Here is a 21,431-nt window from a genome sequence, read left to right as displayed (position 1 = left end):
TTAAGCAGTGTTAGCCATCGAAACGTATGTTAAAAACAATCGCAATCAAAGATGTACGCATGGGGATGTATATCCATGAGCTCAAAGGTGCATGGATAGATCATCCCTTTTGGACTAGTAAGTTTGTGCTGACAGATCCCGAAGATTTGAAGAAGCTGCTGGCCAGTCCCATTAAAGAGGTGGTGATTGATACCCTCTGGGGGGTGGATGTCGAGAGCTCTGAAGACGAAAATACTGAATCAAGTCAGATGTCAGACAAGGAAATGGCCATGCTCGAACTGGATGGCCCAGCCGATGATCGTCCTTCATTGCAGAATTCTACGATGGATATCCCTACCCTAAATACTGGAATACTGCAAACAGCGACACTTGAGGCTGAGCGTGAACAGGCTGCAAAAATCATTGCCTCATCACGTCAAGCGGTTGCTTCCATGTTTAAAGATTTGCGCATGGGAAAAGCGATTGAGACCGAAGCGGTGATGCCTATTGTGGAGGAAATTTCTGCTTCTGTCGCACGCAATGTACATGCCTTGATTAGCTTGGTGCGCCTCAAAACGGCAGACGACTATACCTATATGCATTCTGTCGCCGTCTGTGCACTGATGACAGCCCTTGCCAGAGAGCTCAAGCTATCGGAAACGGAAGTCAAGCAGGCCGGGCTGGCTGGGTTGATGCACGACATGGGTAAAGCAGGCATCCCTTTGCAGATACTGAATAAGCCAGGTTCCTTGACGGACCATGAATTTAATGTGATTCGCGAGCATCCGCAAATTGGGTATGATATGCTGGTAAAAGCAAATATTTCGGACCCGGTGACATTAGATGTGTGTTTGCACCATCATGAAAAAATGGATGGTTCCGGGTATCCTGGAAAATTGTCTTCAGATCAGATCAGCCTGTTTGCCAAAATGGGAGCGATCTGTGATGTTTATGATGCAGTTACTTCCACACGCGCTTACAAACCGGCTTGGGAGCCGGGGATGGCGCTTAAGCGCATGGCGAGTTGGAAGGGGCATTTTGATCCTGTGGTATTCAAGGCATTTGTGAAAAGCCTGGGCATCTACCCGATAGGCACGGTAGTGATCCTGAAGTCTGGCCGTTTGGCGGTGGTTGTCAGACAAAACCCGGATAGCTTGCTCAAGCCGGTGGTGAAAGCGTTCTTTTCGACCAAATCCAAAATCCATATTCCTGTGGTTGAGCTGGATTTGTCAAAACAGATGGATGAAATTGTAGGAAATGAATCCGTAGAAACATGGGGGATAGGCAATATTGATCACTTATGGTCCAACCACTAAATGGGGCCATATTTAAGTAATCTTCCTTCAAGAGAAATGTTCTTTAAGGAGAATTATTCTGCCGCTGTCTTTTTAGAGCGTTTGTTCACAGCGCTTTTGGTTGCCGTTGTTTTGTCTGCTGTTGGTTTCTTGGACACTGATTTTTTGACTGTGGTTTTTTTGCCAGCAGTTTTACCACCCTCTTTAGCGGCTTTCTCGGCCAGGAGCTCCAGCGCCTGCTCTACTGTCAGCTCCTCTGGTGTCACGCTTTTAGGCAGCGTTGCGCGAATGCCATTGTGTTGTACGTAGGGGCCAAAACGTCCTGAAAATACTTCAATCCGCCCTTCGCCTGATGGATGCTCACCCAGGTCTGCCAGTGGTGCCGGACCATTCGCAGCCGCGAGCAATTTGACCGCACCTTCTAGGTCTATGCTAAAGACGCTTTCGGTTTTTGGGATAGATTTAAACTTGCCATCATGATTCACATAAGGCCCAAAACGGCCGATATTGGCAACAATTTTTTTGCCCGTCTCCGGATGTTGTCCCAGGTCACGTGGCAGGCTCAGCAGCATATGTGCCGTATCTATATTCACCTGGCTTAGCGGAATTTCTTTCGGGATGCTGACGCGCTTGGGCTTTTTCTTTTCACCTTCAACTGGTTGTCCGACCTGTAGATATGGGCCATAAGGGCCGTTCATCAGGTAGATTTCCTTCTGCGTCTCCGCATCCAGGCCAATGACGGTAGGCTCAGTAGCATTATTGACTTCACCATCCAGATTGCGTTTGTAATCACATTTTGGCGTCGCATTGTAGCCAGTACAGCCGATAAAACTACCATAGCGGCTCAGTTGTTTCTGCAACTGGCGGCCACATTTAGGGCATTGTTCATCTATCAGTTCATTACCGGGACGCTCGACATCCGCCTTAACCTGAATCTGCTGGTTAAAGCCTTGCCAGAATTTGTCCATGACCGGCACCCATTCCAGGTTGCCTTCCGCAATCTCATCCAGCTCGTTCTCGAGCTTAGCCGTAAAGTCATAGTCGACATATTGGGTAAAGTGCTCGGTCAGGAATTTATTGACAACACGGCCGACATCGGTAGGTGTAAAACGCTTTTTATCGAGCAATACATATTCGCGGTCTTGCAGGGTCGAAATAATACTGGCATACGTCGAAGGGCGGCCAATACCGTATTCTTCGAGCGCTTTCACCAGACTGGCTTCAGAATAGCGTGGCGGTGGTTCGGTAAAATGCTGTTCGCCAAAAATCTTTTCTACCGTCAGCACTTCACCAGTTTCCAGATGCGGTAACTTGGCTTCCGCATCCTCGTCGTCCTTGTCGTCGTCCTTGCCTTCCATATACACGGCAATAAAGCCAGGGAATATCAAGGTCTGGCCACTGGCGCGGAACAGGTTGGCTTCACTCCCTACCGCCAGGTCTACACTGACAGCATCATATTTTGCCTGTGTCATCTGGCAAGCCAGGGTACGCTTCCAGATCATTTCATATAATTTAAATTGTTCGTCGTTGAGGTACTGGCGGACACTGGCTGGCGTACGGGTAATATCGGTCGGACGGATGGCCTCATGCGCCTCTTGGGCATTTTTCGCCTTGGTTTTATACATGATGGGCGCTTTGGGCAGGTAGTCTGCATCAAAATGCTTTTTCACGTAATCGCGAATCTGCATCACCGCTTCAGTGGCCAGGCTGAAAGAGTCGGTACGCATATAGGTAATCAACCCCACCGTTCCACTACCGACGTCTATGCCTTCATACAATTGTTGGGCCACACGCATGGCACGGCTGGTGGTGAAGCCCAACTTTCGTACGGCCTCCTGTTGCAAGGTGGAAGTGGTAAATGGTGCGGCCGGGCTACGGCTGCGTTGTTTTTTCTCAACGCGCGTCACCGTGGTTTTGCCAGCGGATGCCAGTAACAGCTTGCCTACGATGTCAGCTTGTTGGTCATGGTTGGTGACCGTGAATTGTTCGACTTTCTGTCCATTCAGCTGGACCAGTTTGGCATCGAAGCCGTGCGCATGTTTGAGCGCACTCATATGAATGCTCCAGTATTCCTGGCTGGTAAAGGCTTCGATTTCGAGTTCGCGCTCAACAATCAGGCGCAGGGCCGGGCTTTGCACACGGCCAGCGGATAGGCCACGGCGGATTTTCTTCCACAACAGCGGCGACAGGTTGAAGCCCACCAGGTAATCCAGTGCGCGCCGCGCTTGCTGGGCATTGACCAAGTCCATCGAGATGTCCCGTGGGTTTTCAATGGCCTGTTTTACAGCCGTCTGCGTGATTTCATTAAATTCCACGCGTTTAAGCAGTTTGTTTTTAATCAGTTTTTTCTCATTGAGAATCTCGGCAATATGCCAGGAAATGGCCTCACCTTCGCGGTCCGGGTCGGTTGCCAGATAAATGCTGTCGGCACTTTTAACCGCTTTGGCGATCGCATCTACATGTTTGCTGTTACGGTCGATGATGTCATACTTCATCGCAAACTGGTGTGCAGGGTCAACGGCGCCGTTTTTGGGGATCAAGTCGCGCACATGCCCGTAAGACGCCAGGACCTCAAAATCACCGCCCAAATATTTTTTGAGGGTTTTGGCCTTGGAAGGAGATTCAACGATCAGCAGTTTTGACATTGCGCGGTCTGTATAAGAGTTGGCTAGATAATAGCAAGCGTTTTCACGACTAGACAATATATCGGTGCGGAAAGTCTGACATTAAAGTCTTTCTGCACCAAAACGTTGTGTTATTCCTCACTGGTGACTGCAACCGGAAAGGGTTTGCGCGCAAATTCAATACGCTTGTCATCTTGGGTGGCAATGGTGAGCGCCATGTCGTTAGACGAAAATTTTTCATGGTCAAACATCGGGTCTTCATCTTCCTCTTTGGCTTGGCTCAAATGCTTGAAGTCATACAAATCGAAGTCAGCGAGGTGCGAAGGCTCCACGTTGCCAATCGCACGGAAAATATTATTGATCCGTCCTGGCTGTTCTCGTTCCCAATTGTTCAACATATCTTTGACTTTCTGGCGTTGCAGGTTTTCCTGGCTGCCGCACAAGTCACACGGAATAATAGGAAATTGCATGCCACGGGCATACGAAGCGATGTCTTTTTCGGCACAGTAAGCCAGCGGGCGGATCACCATAAACTCGCCTCGATTGGTTGCCAGCTTAGGTGGCATAGCCTTCATCTTGGCACCGTAAAACATATTCAGGAATAAGGTTTGCACGATGTCATCACGGTGGTGACCAAGTGCAATTTTGTTTGCTCCCAATTGCTGTGCAGTGGTGTAAATAATGCCACGACGCAGGCGTGAACACAGACTGCAAGTCGTTTTACCTTCAGGGATTTTTTCCTTGACGATGGAATAAGTGTCTGCTTCCACGATGCGGTATTCCACACCCAGTTTTTCAAGGTAAGCGGGCAGTACATCAGCCGGGAAACCGGGCTGCTTCTGGTCCAGATTCATGGCGATCAATTTGAAGTTGATCGGTGCGCGTTCTTGCAAGGCCAGCAAAATCATCAACATGGCATGGCTATCCTTGCCGCCGCTCATGCACACGAGTATGGTGTCGCCTTCTTCAATCATGTTGTAATCGCCAATGGCTTTGCCTGTCGCGCTAATCAACTGATTGCGCAATTTCAGGAAGTTTTGACTGACGTCATCTGGATAATGTTTGATCTTCATAGGCGCGCATTATAGCGGAAAGCAAGGTAAAGTCACGCTAAGTCTTTGATTATTCGAATTGATTTTATTCGGATAATTCCACATCGGCATCGCAGACAGTGTCCGCTGCAATCCAGCGTTTAAATAAACGACTTGCGGCAACATTAAAGCGGTCTGGCAGCCAGCGCAGAAACTGCGCCGGACTACTAACCATGCCACATAGATAGCGTTGCTTAGTCTCACTCCAGATCAGTGCCTTGCAAGGTGTCTGATGCGGCCATAGTAAGGCAAGGCTGACCGGGCATGGCTCTGCCGCGCAGCACACGCCGCAGCCATTGCAAGCTTGGCCTAATGCAGGTTTACGTGGTGCGCTGGCGTGAATGGTAATGGTTTGTTGTACCTGCATTCACTTGCCCAATCATTAAATACTCAAATGGCGGCCGCCGTCGACAGCAAGTACGTGGCCAGTAATAAACGGCGCATCGTAAATTAAAAACTTTACCGCTTTGGCGATATCACTAGGCTCGCCAGTGCGTTTAAGCAAGGTCTGGTTAATCACTTGCTGGCGGTATTGCGCATCAAACTCATGATTACTGTCCGGCCATAACACAGGGCCTGGCGCGACGGCATTGACGCGCACCTGGGGCGCCAGTTCCTGAGCCAGTGATTTTGTCAGGCTCACTAAGCCAGCTTTTGCCGCGCTATACACAATATAGTTCTTTTTTGGCCGCTCGATATGCATATCCGTAATGTTCACGATGCAACCCTCACTGGCTTGCAATGCGTCCGCCGCCGCCTGGCTTAAAAACAGGGGCGCTTTAAGATTGCTGCCCATCAGGTCTTCCCATTGCTCAAGTTGTATGGTGCCAAGCTCGGTGGGGTAGTAGCTAGAAGCATTATTCACCAGGGCATCCAGTTTTCCGAATGTCTGCAACGTGGCGGTGACCAAGGCTGGCAGACAATCTGTTTCGAGGAGATTGCACTGTGTAATCGCGACGCTTTTTGGTCGGATGTTGTTGAGTTCTGCTTGTAGCGCAAGGGCTTCGGTTTCGCTGGTGTGATAGTGCAGCATGATGCTTGCACCCTGGCGATGCAGTTCGCGTGTAATGGAGGCGCCCACACGTTTTGCACCACCGGTAATCAACACAACTTTGGTCGAGGAATCAGCGTTCACATTAGTCTCTTTATTCTAGACAGCTCACATTATAATGGTTGAATGACTGCTCAACCGATTTCTACACGATTGCCCGCGCTGGATGCCGGAGCGCAACAGCATAGCGACAAGTTACTCGCCCACATTCAACAATCTATCAGGCAACAGGGCGGCTGGATTTCGTTTGCTGAGTATATGCAAATGGCCCTTTATACGCCGCACCTTGGCTATTACAGTGGAGAAGCGAATAAGTTCGGTCGTGGCGGAGATTTTGTCACTGCGCCCGAGATTTCTCCCCTGTTTGCGCAAGCGCTAGCCAATCAGGTTGGTCAAGGGTTGCAAGAAACTGCCGGAAATGTGCTGGAGCTTGGGGCAGGGACGGGCAAGTTGGCAGCAGGGCTGTTGCTCCAACTTGAAGCGTTAGGGCAATTGCCAACCCATTATTTTATTCTTGATGTAAGCGCTAACTTGCGCCAAAGGCAACAGGATAGCTTGAGAAAACTGTTACCTGAATTTTTGTTCTCACGTCTGCAATGGCTGGATGAGTTGCCAGCTAACTTTGATGGCGTGGTGATTGGTAATGAGGTGCTGGATGCGATTCCGGTACATGTGCTGACCTGGCAGAAGGGTGCTTGGCAAGAACGTGGCATTGCTTTTGAGTCCGGCCTGGTTTGGCAGCTACGGCCATTACAGGATGCCTCATTAGTTCAGGCCATCGATGCCGCCCCGTTACCTGATGCCTACACCACGGAAGTTTGTCCTGCAGCACAAGGTCTCATGGCCAGCCTTGCAGTGATGTTAGGGCGTGGGTTGATTTTGATGCTGGACTATGGTTTTGCTGCGAGTGAGTACTACCATCCCCAGCGTACGCAAGGCACTTTGATGTGCCATTACCAGCATTATGCGCATGATGACCCGCTTGTTTATCCCGGCTTGCAGGATATTACTGCGCATGTCGATTTCACTGCCATGGCCGAAACGGCGTTGGCACATGGGTTGACCTGTGCAGGTTATACCAACCAGGCGCAATTTTTAATCAACTGCGGCATTCTGCAATTACTGCAACAGGTTTCTCCGGAGGATAGTGGGCGTTACTTGCCGATGGTCGCGGCAGTACAAAAGTTGTTATCCCCAGCAGAGATGGGGGAGTTGTTTAAGGTGCTGGCGTTGAGTAAGGGGCTAACGTTGCCGTTGCTTGGATTTTTGCAGGGGGATAAGCGGCATTTGTTGTAATTGGTGTTTTAACTGGTGGAAGAGCACTCTTTGTTTTCGGTGCTAGCTTGGGAGGATTGGATTTTACAGTACCTTGTTTTTCGAGGGTTGGCGGAGGATTGGCCCGCTACTGTGTGCACTAACTATCGTCATTCCGGCGGAGGCAGGAATCCAGGCGAGTAATACTCAACTTTTATATTTCGCCCCTCTGCGAGTCACTTTTTTTTGCTTGCACAAAGATAAAGTAACCAAAAGAAAGTGCACCCTAGCTTCCGCTTGTTTCCTGCGTTGCTCGTCAAAATAAGCGCTCGCAGAACTCATCCTAGTGGCCTGCACAAGACGCAGGCCACCGCGGGATTCGGACAGCCGCTCGCTTGATCTTATTTTGCCTGTGCTACTGGGCGCGGCAGATAGGGGCCCACGAAGACCATGCGACTGCAACTATCTTAGAAATGAATAAAAGAATAGTGTTTTTCAACGGTCGAATCTTTCACGCTGTAAGTTTGGCGAGACAAATCCCATCCCATCACGCTTGATTTTATTGCTTGGCAGGCGGAATAAGGTTGCAGCTTGTTTGAATCCCGCAGCAGCTTAGGTTTTGTGTAAGCTGCCAGGTTGAGTTCTGCAATCGCGACTGACGAGTAATGAAATCAAGGGAGCCTTTAGGCCGTGATGGCTGGGTGCCCTCTTCTTTGGCTACGGCCGCCACTTTGTGGCTTAACCTAAAGGTTAGCCTACGCCGCAACACTCCGTTAGTTGTGGTTACTTTCTGTGGGGCAAGCAACAGAAAGTAACTCGCCTAGAGGCGAAATAGAAAGTCTGCGTCCAACCCGATACACAGTAATTATGTGCTCTTAAAGTATAATGCGCCCCATGACAGAAATAGATATCAACTCAGAGTCTTCTGAAGCACCTTATCAACGACGCATCCGCAGTTTCGTATTGCGTCAGGGACGATTGACCAAAGGCCAGGAACGTGCATTGCAAACGGCATGGCCAAGCTTCGGTATCGAATACCTTGACCAGCCACTGGACTTGAATCAGGCTTTTGGCCGTAGCGATAGCAAGAAAATCCTGGAAATCGGGTTTGGCATGGGTGATGCTACGGCAAAGATTGCACAGACTTTGCCGGACTGTGATTTTTTGGCTGTAGAAGTGCATACGCCAGGCGTCGGTAGCTTGCTTAAATTGATGCAAGAAAGTGGTATCAGGAATATCCGCATCATCCAGCACGACGCCGTCGAGGTGCTGCAGAATATGCTGGCAGATGCCTCGCTTGATGGCGTACATATTTTCTTCCCGGATCCTTGGCATAAAAAACGGCATCACAAGCGCCGCTTAATTCAGGCTGAGTTTGTGAAGCTGTTATGCTCCAAGTTGAGAGCGGGCGCTTACATTCATGTGGCAACTGACTGGCAGGAGTATGCTGAATGGGTGTTGGAGGTGTTGCAAGGTGAGCCGCAATTGCAAAATACGGCTGTAGATTACGCTGAAAAACCTGCCTATCGCCCACTGACCAAGTTTGAAAACCGTGGCCTGAAGTTAGGTCATGGTGTTTGGGATTTGGTGTTTAAGCGGGTTTGATGGCGAACTTTGAAAAATAAAAAAGCAGACTTCGATCTGCTTTTTTATTCGGTAAGAGCGGTTTCGTCTGGCATCCCGGCCTCATTACCGAAAAACCATTCGCCTAGGACTTTTTCTGCTTCGTCCACACCTTGTTTCTTCAGGCTGGAGAAAAGTTGCACCGTGATCTTATCCCCCCAGCCGCTATGGAGTTCCTTGCGCACTTTGCCGAGGGTGATGGACGATTCGCTGCGAGAAAGCTTGTCACTTTTGGTCAGCAATACATGCACGGGTTTGCCTGAGGGGCAAAACCAGTCCAGCATCTGCCTATCCAGAGGTGTCAGCGGGTGGCGGCTGTCCATGACCAATACCAATCCTGCAAGGCTTTGCCGCTCACTCAGGTAGCGTGAAAGCACGGTTTGCCAATGCGCGCGCATTGCTTCTGGGACTTTTGCGTAGCCATACCCAGGTAAGTCCACCAGGTGTCTGTCATCCCCTAGCGTGAAAAAGTTAATCAATTGTGTACGGCCGGGCTGTTTACTGACGAATGCCAGGCGGTTGTGATTGGCTAAAGTGTTCAACGCACTGGATTTACCCGCATTTGAGCGTCCGGCAAATGCGACTTCAATTCCGCTGGCTGGCGGTAAATCTCTGAGGTGGTGTGCCGATAAGTGAAAGCGGGCGTTTTGGAAAACTGGCATGATGGAGTTGAGTTGCCTCAAGGTTTTATGGACTATTCAGCTGTGCATGCTATCACGAACAAGGTTTGTTTGATAAAATGACGCCGAATAAAAATGTTGGGGCATTGAGAATGATGTTGAATAGTTTTAAAGCAGGATTGTTTGTACTGTTTGCCATGGGTGTGCAACCAGTATTTGCTGAGGAAGCTGCCTCAGCGGAAGCCGCGCCAGTGGTCAATGGTCCGGAGAAGATTGTGCAAAATGTCTGTGCGGCCTGTCATGGCGCAGACGGTAACAGTGTGATTACCACCAATCCAAAACTTGCCGGTCAGCATCCCGAGTATCTGCTCAAACAGCTGACCAATTTTAAAGAGGGCACCCGAGCCAACGCCGTGATGGGTGGGATTGCCGGTGCCTTGAGCCAGGAAGACATGGAAGGCTTGGCGAAATATTTCTCCAGCCAGAGTATCAAACTGGCCAAGGCGAAAAGTAATGGTAAAGGTTCGCTGGGTGAGAAAATTTACCGTGGTGGCATAGCAGCTACCCAAGTGCCTGCTTGTGCAGCTTGTCATGGCGCAACCGGTGCCGGTTTGCCAAAACAGTTTCCACGCCTGGCTGGTCAGCATAGCGATTACACCTTGCAACAGTTAAGAATCTTCCGCACCGGTGAGCGTGCCAATGCGCCGATGATGATGACCATTGCTGCAAAAATGAGTGATGCTGAAATGCAGGCAGTGGCAGACTATATTCAAGGCCTTCGTTAATTCGGTTGAAAGCAAAAAAGGTGGCTGCGGCCACCTTTTTTACTGGTTGGCCATGCAACCTTTTGCTACGGATGTCGTCCACATGTGCGCACCTGGCGTTAGTGTGATGCAAGGCTAACAAAAACTGGTTTAACCTTATCTATCCATTTTGAAGAGAATGTTTTGAAAACACCCGTTTCCTTGTCGCAGCGTGTTTATGAGCTACTGAGTTCCATGCGCTTTGCAGTCAGCCTGTTAACGCTGTTGGGCATTGCTTCGATTATTGGTACGGTGCTCAAGCAAAACGAGCCCTATACCAATTACATCGTCAAGTTTGGTCAGTTCTGGTTTGAGATGTTTGAAATGCTGGGCTTGCTGGATGTTTATCATGCGGCCTGGTTCCTGGTGATTTTGTTGTTCCTGGTGATTTCGACCACCTTGTGTGTGATCCGTAATGCACCGCTCATGATCAAGGAGTGGCAAGTCTACAAAGAAAATGCCACCGAAAAGTCACTGCGTTTGTTCAGCCATCAGGCCAGCGTGCCTGCGCAGCAATCTCCTGCCATTTTGCAAGAGAAGTTAGGCGCGTTTTTAACCTCAGAGCGCTACCGTTTCAAGACCCAGCAGCAGGGCAATGGCGATATGCTGATCGCTGCAAAACTGGGCACCCATCAGCGCCTGGGGTATATCTTTACTCATGTTGCTATTGTTGTGATCTGTTTCGGTGGTTTGCTGGATGGCAATTTGCCATTCAAGGTCCAGGAGCTACTGGGCTTGAAGAAAGTCGAAACCCGCGATATTTCTTCGCGCAAAGTACCGGCTGAAAGCCGTCTGGGTGTCAATAACCTGTCGTTTCGTGCCAATATGACTTTGCCGGAAGGTGAGCGGGATAACGTGGCCTTTGTGCGGGTGCGTGATGGCTATTTGGTGCAAGACCTGCCCTTCACCGTAGCGCTCAAGGATTTTCGTATTGAGCATTATGCCACCGGGATGCCAAAGTCGTTTGAGAGCGATATTGAAATTACCGATCCTGAATTGACTAAGCCGATTGCGGCGACGATACGGGTTAACCATCCATACATTTACAAAGGTATTGCCATTTACCAGTCTGACTTTCAGGATGGTGGTTCGCAACTCAAATTCAAACTGTGGGATTTATCCGCTGCTAAGTCGGATGGATTTGATATTGACGGCGTGATCCTGCAAAAAGGCTCCCTGGGTGACGGTGCGCAGAAAATGACGGTGGAGTTTAACGAATTCCGCCAGTTTAACATCCTGAACCTGTCTCCCGACGGTAAAGGCAAGCCACATAATGTTGGCCCTAACACGACATTGAAATTGCGTAATGCCAGCGGTCAGGCACGTGAGTATGTGAATTATATGCAGCCACTGCAACTGGATGGTCGTGCCTATTTTGTCTCAGGCATGCGTGAGACGGTACAAGATGAATTCAAGTATCTACGCATTCCGGCAGATGATGAAATGGAAATCACGGGTTTTATGCACCTGCGCCAGATGTTGCGGAATGACCAGGAGATTGCCAACATTGCCAGCCAGGTAGCCAAGCAAATGCCAGGTGATAATGCATCATTGAAGGCGCAGTTTGAACAAAGCCTGCAACATTTGCTGCTGACGTTTAAGCAAGGTGGTTACAGTGAGTTGTCGCGCATTATTGAAAGCGCTGTGCCAAAAGATCAGCGTGAACAAGCAGCACAAACCTACCTGAAACTACTCAACCGGGCAGCCTTGCAGGGCTATCAGATGAGCCGTGCCCAGCGTCAACTGCCCCCGGCTCCTGAGAATGAAGCAACGGTGGCCTTTGTGCAGGATAGTCTCAATGCCATGAATGATTTGTTTTTTTATGGCACACCGTATTATTTTCAGTTAAAGGATTACACTTTGAAGCAGGCTAGTGGCTTCCAGCTCACCCGTTCACCTGGGCAAAATTGGGTGTATTTGGGTTCGGTCATGCTGGTGCTGGGGATCTTCGCCATGTTCTACATTAAGGAACGTCGCGTCTGGTTATTGATCAAACCTGCACAGCAGGAAGTCTTGCTGGCAATGTCGTCTAACCGTAAGAATATGGATCTGGATCAGGACTTTGCGCGTATGCAGCAGCAACTGGCTAGCGTGTTGCAAACAACACCATCCGCCTGACGGAATGAAGAGGGGAATGTAATGAATACATCTTTATCAGTAAAGCCAACATCGTTTTGGCAATCATTGAGCAAGTTTGACTGGATATATGCAGTGTTACTGTTGGCGGGAGGGATATTCTCTTACCAGCGGTACGCGAGCTTTATGGACGTCTATGAAGTCAGCTTCCTGTTTGGTGCGGTTGCTTTGTTTAGCTACATGGGTTGGCGCTGGACGGCGGTTGCGCGATTGGTGCTGGGTGTGGCGATACTCAGTTTGCTGGCGGTATATAGCTATCAGGGGGATCTCGCCAATGGTAGTCAGCGTTTCCTGCTTAAGTTCTTGCTTGCCAGTCAGTCTGCAGTAATGTGGATGAATGTACTGTTTGTATTGGCGATGCTCACTTATTGGCTAGCATTGTTTCAGAAGTCCGCTTTTACTGCGAAAGTGGCTTCTGCCCTGACGTGGGCCGCGACCTTGTTCGGTTTTGTTGGGCTGATGGTGCGCTGGTATGAGTCTTACCTGATTGCACCCGATGTGGGCCATATCCCTATCAGCAATCTGTACGAAGTCTTTATACTTTTTTGCCTGATCACATCCCTGTTGTACCTGCATTATGAAAAACTGTTCAATACACGTCAGTTGGGCGGGTTTGTCCTGGTGGTGATCAATGCCGCAGTGGGTTTTATCCTCTGGTATACCTTCGACCGGCACGCCAACGAAATCCAGCCATTGGTGCCTGCCCTGCAAAGTTACTGGATGAAGATACATGTACCGGCCAATTTCATTGGCTATGGCTCATTTTCGCTGGCAGCCATGGTTGCGGGGGCTTATCTGCTGGCTAAGCGTGGGGTGCTGGCCAGCCGTCTGCCAGCGTTGCATGTGCTGGATGACCTAATGTATAAGGCAATTGCCATCGGCTTTGCCTTCTTTACCATCGCAACCATCCTGGGTGCGATGTGGGCGGCTGAGGCTTGGGGCGGTTACTGGTCCTGGGACCCCAAGGAAACCTGGGCCCTGATTGTGTGGCTTAACTACGCTGCCTGGTTGCATTTGCGTTTAATGAAGGGCTTGCGCGGTTCGGTGTTGGCCTGGTGGGCGCTGGTTGGTTTGCTAGTCACCACTTTTGCTTTCTTGGGGGTGAATATGTTCCTGAGTGGGCTGCATTCTTACGGCACCTTGTAAGTAACAAAAAAATATTTTCCTTGAACGGGCGGATGCATAGGTATCCGCCCGTTTTTTTTCGTCTCGTTCCCTCTTCCCGTCTTTGTAAATATTAATATTTATTAATTAGTGTTAATATTGTTTGCGCTGGTTCAGCGGCTTTCGCCTGAATTGGAAGCTGGGGGCGGAAGTTATATTTTTATTACGTAAATACTAAGGGGAATTCGATATGAAAAAGGAGCTGGGATTTAGTTTAATTGAATTGGCTATTGTGCTGGTGATTGCAGGCTTGCTGTTGGCTGGTGTGATGCGTGGTCAGGAGTTGATTGCGAATGCAAAAGTAAAAAGTCTGGCGAGTGATTTCCGGAATATTCCTGCCTATTTTTATGGATATCAGGACAGATTCCGTGCGTTACCCGGTGATGATCATGCAGCTAATACACATCTTACAGGCGGCACAAATGCTACCACTAATAATCATATTCAGAACGGTCTTGTTCAAGGTGATTGGAATTCTACGACCAATACAGATGAATCTTTTTTGTTGTGGCAGCATTTGCGCTTAGCGGGTTTAGCGACAGGCGCGACCGATGTTGCTAGTGCACAATATGTTCCCCGCAATAGCGAAGGGGGGCAGCTCGGGCTTACCAGCACCACTGCACTGACTGCTGTGACGGCCAATACATTTAATAGTGCCCACGCCATGTGTTCGGACGGGATACTAGGGCGCTATGCGCTACAACTTGATACACTGCTTGATGATGGTGCAGGCAATAGTGGCGCGATGCGCATATTGGTCAATGGCACGCCGGGAGTGGGAGAGGCAGCGCCTGTTGCGGGGACGCCTTACTTAGTTTGCATGAGTTTTTAGTGTAGAATACAACATAAATTTGTAACAAAAGGCCTGGTTTCTCAGGCTTTTTGTTTTATAAAAGATACATACACTCATTTAACTCCATTCTGCTTTAGAATAAGAGCCGTTTTAAATCAACCATTTCTTATGGCAAACGCAATTGTAGAAATTCAGGACCTGTCTTTCGGGTACAAGGGCCGATTGTTGCATAAAGGCATCAATATGACCTTTCCTAAAGGCAAGGTAGTGGCCATTATGGGGGGGAGTGGTAGCGGCAAAACCACCTTGCTGCGCCTGATAGGCGGGCAACTTAAACCGAACAAGGGTCGGGTAAATGTCTGTGGTGAAATCGTCCACGAGCAAGATCGTGAAGGTATTTACCGCTTGCGCCGTAAAATGGGGATGCTGTTCCAGCATGGGGCCTTGTTTACCGATTTGTCTGTATACGAAAACGTGGCCTTCCCCATGCGCGAGCATACCAGTTTGCCTGAGAGCATGATCCGTGATCTGGTGCTGATGAAATTGAACGCAGTCGGTTTGCGCGGCGCACATGCCTTGATGCCAACTGAGTTGTCCGGTGGGATGGCCAGGCGCGTAGCCCTGGCGCGCGCGATTGCACTTGACCCCAGTATTATCATGTATGACGAGCCCTTTGCTGGGCTGGACCCCATTTCCATGGCCGTGATTTGCGATTTAATCCGTAGCTTGAATGATGTCTTGGGCGCTACCTCCATTATCGTGACGCATGACGTTGAAGAGACCTTCCAGTTTGCAGACTACGTCTACTTTGTGGCTGACGGGGTGGTCGCGGCAGAAGGTACGCCTGATGACTTGCGCCAATCAGAATTACCTTTCATACACCAGTTTGTACACGGTGAGAAAGACGGACCTGTTCCATTTCATTATGCTGCGCCTGAATACCACGCCAGTTTGTTGCGGGGTGCACGCTAATGGTTTTGCATAAACTCAAGCGCCTGTTTTCCAGGCTGGGTGCAGGTTGTATCAATAAAATCTGGCGTCTTGGCGCGGGTGCCCGTTTATTTGGGCTCACGCTGATCTCGTCAGGTGAAAGCTTCCGCCGCTTCCGGTTAACCATACGTGAAGTATATTTCACGGGCGTAATGTCACTGATCATCATCCTTGTATCAGCATTCTTTGTCGGCATGGTGTTGGCTTTGCAGGGCTACCATACGCTACAAAAATATGGTTCTTCTGAAGCGATTGGCGTGCTGGTGGCGTTGGCGCTGGTGCGTGAGCTGGGTCCTGTCGTCACTGCGCTGTTGTTTGCTGGCCGCGCGGGTACTGCAATTACCGCAGAAATTGGCCTGATGAAAGCCACCGAGCAATTGTCGGCCATGGAAATGATGGCTGTGAGCCCGATTGCACGTGTGATTGCACCACGTTTCTGGGCCGGGGTGATTGCCATGCCCGTGCTGGCTACTTTGTTCTCTATGGTGGGGATACTCGGCGGCTACCTGGTGGCAGTGCCCTTGATCGGCGTAGATGCCGGGGCCTTCTGGTCGCAAATGCAGGCCAATGTAGATTGGGAATACGATATTTTGAATGGGGTGTTCAAAAGCTTGGTATTTGGCGTGGCCTGTACCATGATTGCCTTGTTTGAAGGGTATGATGCGCCACCGACGGCAGAAGGTGTGAGTCGTGCCACAACGCGCACAGTCGTCACTTCCTCGCTGGCTGTGCTGGGGCTGGATTTTATATTAACGTCGTTCATGATCGCGGTTTAGCATCAGGAATTTACGGGGAATTAATAATGGAAAGAACAACAATAGATTTATGGGTGGGCATTTTTGTCGCTTTGGGATTGGCCGCTTTACTAGGGCTGGCGATGAAAGTCGGTAACCTGACTACCAGCAATCTTGGTGACACGTATATGGTCACCGCGAACTTTGAGAATATTGGTGGTCTTAAACCTCGCGCACCAGTGAAAAGTGCAGGTGTCGTGGTCGGCCGCGTGGGAGATATTGGCTTTGATGCCAAAACTTATGAGGCCGTTGTGAGTCTGAATATAGACAAGCGTTACAACTTTCCAAAAGATACCTTTGCCAATATTTATACTGCAGGCCTGTTGGGTGAGCAATATATTGGTCTGGAGGCTGGTGGAGATGAGACTAACCTGAAAAATGGTGACAAGATTTCTCAAACTCAGGATGCCGTAGTGCTGGAAAAACTGATTAGCCAGTTCCTTTACAGCAAGGCGACTGAAGGTGACGATAAATCGAGTAAAACAGCATCAACCGAATCCGGTGCTGATGCGTTAGATGCCAGTCCATTGGACAAAATTGGTAAATAACTAACCAAATTGGTAAAGGGAAAGTGATGAAAAAATGGTGGATGGCAGTTGCCATGTGGCTGGTAAGCAGTGTGGCGATGGCGGGTATGACGCCAGATCAGTTGGTGAAAAAAACAGCTGACGATGTGATAGAAGTCATTAAAAATGACAAAGATATCCAGGCTGGCAACCAGCAAAAGATTTTCGCCCTAGCAGAAGAAAAAATCCTGCCTAACTTTGACTTTGAAAAAGTTGCCCGGTTAGTATTGGGTAAAAACTGGACCAATGCGACACCAGAGCAAAAAACCGCATTTCAGGCAGAGTTCAAGACATTGTTGCTGCGCACCTATGCAACTGCGCTGTCCAAATATAAAAACCAGGTAATTGAATACAAGCCTTTCCGTATGGAGGCCAGTGCAGAATCTGCCACGGTGAAAACAGCGATTCAACAACCAGGCGGTGACCCGATTGCCGTAGATTACACTTTGGGTAAAAAAGGTGAAGACTGGAAAGTCTATGATATCGTCATTGAAGGTGTGAGTCTCGTAACGAACTACCGTAGCCAGTTTGCACAGGAAATTCGCCAGAATGGCTTGGACAGTTTGACCAAGAAACTGGCCGATAAAAACAAAGCAGCAACCGGCAAGTAATGTTAGCGGCATCAAAAACACCGGAGAAGTTCGTGGCTCAAATCAAGCAAGATCAGAATACATTGCACTTTAGTGGTAATTTACTGATTGGTAACATCAGTGAAACTCTGAATCAGTTGCAATCGATACGGCTTGAGTCACCATTGTCCCTGGATTTTTCCAAGGTAGATGAGGTTGATACGGTAGCTGTTAGCCTGATCCTGGAAATTCAGCGGCAGTTAAACCACCAGCAGGCGCAAGCCAGTCAAGTGTCGGTGATTGGGGTGCCTGACAATCTGCGAAGTCTGATGCAGCTTTATGGTGTTGACGAATTTCTGTTGAATTAGTTGAAAATCAAGTCGAACAGCCCCAGCTCTGACGAGGTGGGGCTTCGTTTTTTTGGGATAGCGAAAGGGTATACGTGGCTGCAGCCATAGAGATCACAGGGATTACCAAATGTTTCGGAACGTTCGAGGCGCTCAGGGGCATTGATTTGCACATTGAGCAAGGCGAATTCTTTGCCTTGCTGGGTCCTAACGGGGCGGGTAAGTCGACCTTGATTAATTTGTTGGCAGGATTGTTGCAGCCGACTAGCGGCAGCATTCGCATCATGGGGCATGATGTACAAACCGACTATCAGCAAGCGCGTCGTGCCCTGGGTGTTGTCCCGCAAGAGCTGGTATTTGACCCGTTTTTTAATGTGCGTGAAATGTTGCGCTTTCAGGCGGGCTATTTTGGCCTTGGTCCGGAAAATGATGCCTGGGTCGATGAAGTCATTGAAGGCCTGGGGCTGACTGATAAAGCCTATACCAATATGCGCAAACTCTCCGGCGGTATGAAACGCCGCGCCTTGATAGCACAAGCATTGGCGCACAAGCCGCCGGTGATTGTGTTGGATGAACCGACTGCTGGCGTGGATGTTGAATTGCGTCAAATGCTGTGGACATTCATCCAGAAGCTCAACCAGCAAGGGCATACGATTATCCTGACCACGCATTATCTGGAAGAAGCGGAAACTTTGTGCGAACGGGTGGCGATGATGAAGCAGGGTAAGATTGTGGCGTTGGATACTACGCGTGCCTTACTCAAAAGTCATGCTGCCAAGCAACTGTCACTAAAGCTTGCGGGCATACTGCCAAATCAGTTGCAGTCTTTACTCAAGCAGCAGAATGGTGACGAGTTCGTGTTGGCATTGTCTGAATTGTCCCAAGTGGAAACCGTATTAAGCACGCTGCGTGAAGCAAATGTGGTGGTACAGGATATGCAATTGCAAGAGGTGGATTTGGAAGATGTGTTTTTGAACCTGGTTGGTAATCAGAAAGGGGCGCAAGCATGAAGTGGCTGAATCCTTTCTTCTGGCTGGATGACAAGGTCAGCCCACAACGGCGTGGCATGTATACCTTGTTTAAAAAGGAGTTGTTGCGTTTCTGGCGTGTCGCCTTCCAGACCATTGCCTCACCCATCTTGACGGCACTGTTGTACCTGCTGATTTTCTCGCATGTATTGGAGTCGCATGTCAAGGTGTATGACCAGGTCAGTTATACCGCTTTCCTAGTACCGGGCCTGATGATGATGTCTTTGCTGCAAAATGCATTTGCCAACAGTTCATCTAGTCTGATCCAGTCCAAAGTCATGGGTAATATAGTGTTCCTGTTGCTAACACCGCTGACGATCCTGGAATTCTTTGTCGCGTTTTTAGCAGCGTCCATGATACGGGGTCTGCTGGTTGGGCTAAGTATTTATCTGGTTGCCTTATTTTTCGTCGATGTACCTACTCAGCATCCGTGGTGGATTATCACATTTGCACTCTGTGGAAGTGCCTTGCTAGGCACTTTTGGCGTCATTGCCGGGATTTGGGCCGATAAGTTTGATCAGATGGCCGCATTCCAGAACTTTGTCATCATGCCGCTGACATTTTTGTCTGGCGTGTTTTACTCGATCCATTCTTTGCCCCCGTTCTGGCAGGCCGTGTCGCAGTTGAATCCGTTTTTCTACATGATAGATGGATTTCGTTATGGCTTCTTTGGTCAGGGCGATGTTTCGCCATGGTTGAGCCTGGCTGTCGTAGGTGGCTTCTTGCTGGCATTAGCGTGGCTATGCTTAAAGATGTTAAAATCCGGTTATAAATTACGCAGTTAGCGGAACTGGCAGGAATGATTTTCTTGCCAGTTCCACCTGCATTTTCTTGAATAGGTGGTTTTGTGTTAACAGCAGCGCAACTTGAGGCTTATATCCGCAATGGCCTGGAATGTGAATACCTGAAAGTGAACGGCGATGACGGCACGCATTTTGATGCGGTGATTGTCAGTCCGGCGTTTGAAGGTAAGCGCATGGTGCAACAGCATCAATTGGTGTATGCCGCATTAGGTGACCGTATGCGCGCCGAAATTCACGCACTGTCTATGCAAACCTATACCCCGACGCAATGGCAGCAGATGCAAGCCTGAGGCGTTTTTGACTGAATATGTGGAGTAAATGAAAATGGACGCACAAGCACAAATTAAAGACACCGTGACCAACAACAAGGTGGTGTTGTACATGAAAGGTAGCCCGAAATTCCCACAATGTGGATTTTCCAGCGTGGCTGCGCAAATTCTGACGGCTTGTGGCGCTGAGTTCGTTGCCGTCGACGTATTACAGGATATGGATATCCGTGAAGGCATCAAACAGTATGCAAACTGGCCGACGATTCCACAGCTGTATGTAGGCGGTGAGTTTATTGGTGGTGCCGACATTATGCGTAGCATGTATCAAAGTGGCGAATTGCAAGAACTGTTGGCGAAAGCATAATTTTGGACAAACTGATTATTGAAGGTGGTGTGCCACTGCATGGCGAAGTTGTTGTGTCTGGCGCCAAGAATGCTGCCTTGCCGATTTTGTGTGCAGGCTTGTTGGCAGAAACACCGTTGACACTAACTGGCGTGCCCGAATTGCGCGATGTCGCTTCCACGCTTAAATTGCTGGACACCATGGGCGTCAAGGTCAGCAAAGAGGGCGGTCATGTCACCCTGGATGCCAGTGATGTGGCTTCGTTTGAGGCGACCTATGATATGGTGAAAACCATGCGTGCCTCCATTCTGGTGCTCGGACCATTGCTTGCACGCTTTGGTACTGCGCGAGTCTCCTTGCCAGGCGGCTGTGCCATCGGTTCGCGTCCTGTAGATCTACATATTAAAGGCTTGCAAGCGATGGGTGCTGCCATGCATATCACGCACGGTTATATTCAGGCCAGTACCTTGCATCTGCCTAATCGCCGTCTGCAAGGTGCCAAATATTATATGGATCTTGTCACTGTGACTGGTACTGAAAACCTCATGATGGCCGCAGCCCTGGCGCAAGGCACAACTGTGCTTGAAAATGCTGCCAAGGAACCTGAGGTCGTTGATTTGGCCGAATGCCTCAACAAAATGGGGGCCAGAATCAAGGGTGCGGGTACCGATACCATCACCATTGAAGGTGTCGAGCGGTTGAATGGTGCACAGCATCATATCGTCTGTGACCGGATTGAAGCCGGAACGTATATGGTGGCTGCCGCCATGACTGGTGGCGAAGTGACCTTGAAAAACGCACGTGCCGATTTGCTGGAAGCAGTGATTGAAAAGCTACGTGAGGCGGGTGCCATTATCAACCATGACACTAATAGCATCACCGTTAAAAGTGATGGCAAGTTGAAAGCAGTCAATGTCCGCACAGCACCACATCCAGCTTTTCCTACCGATATGCAGGCACAGTTCATGGCCATGAATACGGTTGCAGAAGGGGTGTCTACGGTCATTGAAACCATTTTCGAAAACCGCTTTATGCATGTGCAGGAACTACAGCGCATGGGTGCGAATATTGACGTCCAGGGCAACACGGCACTGGTCAAAGGCGTTGCTGCGCTAGAAGGCGCCAGTGTGATGGCGACTGATTTGCGTGCTTCTGCCGGACTGGTGCTAGCTGGTCTGGTCGCCGATGGTGAAACGGTGATAGACCGCATCTACCATCTGGACCGTGGCTATGAAAAACTCGAAGAAAAATTGAATCAACTGGGCGCCAAAGTGCGTAGATCGAATTAA

Annotated in this window: 22 protein-coding genes; 17 read left to right on the top strand and 5 right to left on the bottom strand. The window is 49.4% G+C overall.

Annotated elements, in window-relative coordinates:
• Nucleotides 1-26: 26 nt before the first annotated feature.
• Entirely contained in the window at nt 27-1,295 is a 1,269-nt protein-coding gene (locus F463_RS0108720; RefSeq protein ID WP_018986691.1) for a cyclic di-GMP phosphodiesterase, read from the top strand.
• Between the two features lie 53 nt (nt 1,296-1,348).
• Here the strand turns inward: F463_RS0108720 and topA are convergent, their stop codons facing one another.
• From topA to F463_RS0108700, 4 genes are all read right to left on the bottom strand, one after another.
• A complete protein-coding gene (gene topA / locus F463_RS0108715) occupies nt 1,349-3,919 on the bottom strand; it encodes a type I DNA topoisomerase (protein ID WP_018986690.1) in 2,571 nt (856 codons plus the stop codon).
• Nucleotides 3,920-4,029: 110 nt separating this feature from the next.
• Nucleotides 4,030-4,971, bottom strand: coding sequence for a tRNA 2-thiocytidine(32) synthetase TtcA (gene ttcA / locus F463_RS0108710; RefSeq protein WP_018986689.1), 942 nt, complete (start codon nt 4,969-4,971; stop codon nt 4,030-4,032).
• A gap of 64 nt (nt 4,972-5,035) precedes the next feature.
• Nucleotides 5,036-5,356: a hypothetical protein gene (locus tag F463_RS0108705; RefSeq protein WP_018986688.1), complete on the bottom strand. Its 321-nt coding sequence runs from the start codon at nt 5,354-5,356 to the stop codon at nt 5,036-5,038.
• A gap of 15 nt (nt 5,357-5,371) precedes the next feature.
• Nucleotides 5,372-6,124, bottom strand: coding sequence for a pteridine reductase (locus F463_RS0108700; RefSeq protein WP_018986687.1), 753 nt, complete (start codon nt 6,122-6,124; stop codon nt 5,372-5,374).
• A 42-nt stretch (nt 6,125-6,166) separates the two neighbouring features.
• Between F463_RS0108700 and F463_RS0108695 the strand changes: the two genes are divergently transcribed.
• Both F463_RS0108695 and trmB read left to right on the top strand, forming a co-directional pair.
• On the top strand, nt 6,167-7,336 hold the full coding sequence (locus F463_RS0108695; RefSeq protein ID WP_018986686.1) for a class I SAM-dependent methyltransferase: 1,170 nt from the start codon (nt 6,167-6,169) through the stop codon (nt 7,334-7,336).
• An 852-nt stretch (nt 7,337-8,188) separates the two neighbouring features.
• Nucleotides 8,189-8,899 (top strand): tRNA (guanosine(46)-N7)-methyltransferase TrmB, encoded by a 711-nt coding sequence (gene trmB, locus F463_RS0108690; protein ID WP_018986685.1) that lies wholly within the window; start codon nt 8,189-8,191, stop codon nt 8,897-8,899.
• A 44-nt stretch (nt 8,900-8,943) separates the two neighbouring features.
• Here the strand turns inward: trmB and yihA are convergent, their stop codons facing one another.
• Nucleotides 8,944-9,579: a ribosome biogenesis GTP-binding protein YihA/YsxC gene (gene yihA, locus F463_RS0108685; RefSeq protein ID WP_018986684.1), complete on the bottom strand. Its 636-nt coding sequence runs from the start codon at nt 9,577-9,579 to the stop codon at nt 8,944-8,946.
• 110 nt (nt 9,580-9,689) lie between these two features.
• Between yihA and F463_RS0108680 the strand changes: the two genes are divergently transcribed.
• The 14 genes from F463_RS0108680 (at nt 9,690) to murA (ending at nt 21,431) form a co-directional block, all read left to right on the top strand.
• Nucleotides 9,690-10,322 (top strand): c-type cytochrome, encoded by a 633-nt coding sequence (locus F463_RS0108680; RefSeq protein WP_026295450.1) that lies wholly within the window; start codon nt 9,690-9,692, stop codon nt 10,320-10,322.
• Between the two features lie 213 nt (nt 10,323-10,535).
• Nucleotides 10,536-12,458 carry a cytochrome c biogenesis protein ResB gene (locus F463_RS0108675; RefSeq protein WP_018986682.1) on the top strand — a complete coding sequence of 641 codons (1,923 nt, stop codon included), beginning with the start codon at nt 10,536-10,538 and terminating at the stop codon, nt 12,456-12,458.
• Nucleotides 12,459-12,479: 21 nt separating this feature from the next.
• Nucleotides 12,480-13,622, top strand: a complete 1,143-nt coding sequence (ccsB, locus tag F463_RS0108670; protein WP_018986681.1) for a c-type cytochrome biogenesis protein CcsB — start codon at nt 12,480-12,482, stop codon at nt 13,620-13,622.
• 208 nt (nt 13,623-13,830) lie between these two features.
• Nucleotides 13,831-14,472, top strand: a complete 642-nt coding sequence (locus F463_RS0108665; protein ID WP_018986680.1) for a pilus assembly FimT family protein — start codon at nt 13,831-13,833, stop codon at nt 14,470-14,472.
• A 129-nt stretch (nt 14,473-14,601) separates the two neighbouring features.
• Entirely contained in the window at nt 14,602-15,405 is an 804-nt protein-coding gene (locus F463_RS0108660; protein WP_018986679.1) for an ABC transporter ATP-binding protein, read from the top strand.
• On the top strand, nt 15,405-16,199 hold the full coding sequence (mlaE, locus tag F463_RS0108655) for a lipid asymmetry maintenance ABC transporter permease subunit MlaE (protein WP_018986678.1): 795 nt from the start codon (nt 15,405-15,407) through the stop codon (nt 16,197-16,199). The genes F463_RS0108660 and mlaE overlap by 1 nt, the downstream gene beginning before the upstream one ends.
• Before the next feature lie 26 nt (nt 16,200-16,225).
• Entirely contained in the window at nt 16,226-16,765 is a 540-nt protein-coding gene (gene mlaD / locus F463_RS0108650) for an outer membrane lipid asymmetry maintenance protein MlaD (RefSeq protein WP_018986677.1), read from the top strand.
• A gap of 26 nt (nt 16,766-16,791) precedes the next feature.
• Entirely contained in the window at nt 16,792-17,394 is a 603-nt protein-coding gene (locus tag F463_RS0108645) for an MlaC/ttg2D family ABC transporter substrate-binding protein (RefSeq protein ID WP_018986676.1), read from the top strand.
• 32 nt (nt 17,395-17,426) lie between these two features.
• Nucleotides 17,427-17,720, top strand: a complete 294-nt coding sequence (locus tag F463_RS0108640; RefSeq protein WP_245545190.1) for an STAS domain-containing protein — start codon at nt 17,427-17,429, stop codon at nt 17,718-17,720.
• 74 nt (nt 17,721-17,794) lie between these two features.
• On the top strand, nt 17,795-18,709 hold the full coding sequence (locus tag F463_RS0108635; RefSeq protein ID WP_018986674.1) for an ABC transporter ATP-binding protein: 915 nt from the start codon (nt 17,795-17,797) through the stop codon (nt 18,707-18,709).
• Entirely contained in the window at nt 18,706-19,512 is an 807-nt protein-coding gene (locus tag F463_RS0108630; RefSeq protein ID WP_018986673.1) for an ABC transporter permease, read from the top strand. Before F463_RS0108635 ends, F463_RS0108630 begins: the two co-directional genes overlap by 4 nt.
• A gap of 62 nt (nt 19,513-19,574) precedes the next feature.
• Nucleotides 19,575-19,820, top strand: coding sequence for a BolA family protein (locus tag F463_RS0108625; RefSeq protein ID WP_018986672.1), 246 nt, complete (start codon nt 19,575-19,577; stop codon nt 19,818-19,820).
• 34 nt (nt 19,821-19,854) lie between these two features.
• Nucleotides 19,855-20,163, top strand: coding sequence for a Grx4 family monothiol glutaredoxin (gene grxD, locus F463_RS0108620; RefSeq protein WP_018986671.1), 309 nt, complete (start codon nt 19,855-19,857; stop codon nt 20,161-20,163).
• 2 nt (nt 20,164-20,165) lie between these two features.
• Complete coding sequence (gene murA, locus F463_RS0108615) at nt 20,166-21,431, top strand: UDP-N-acetylglucosamine 1-carboxyvinyltransferase (protein WP_018986670.1); 1,266 nt, start codon at nt 20,166-20,168, stop codon at nt 21,429-21,431.

Origin of the sequence: Methylophilus methylotrophus DSM 46235 = ATCC 53528, assembly GCF_000378225.1 — a bacterium.
Lineage (GTDB): Bacteria > Pseudomonadota > Gammaproteobacteria > Burkholderiales > Methylophilaceae > Methylophilus > Methylophilus methylotrophus.
This window is presented reverse-complemented; position numbering and strand designations above follow the sequence as displayed.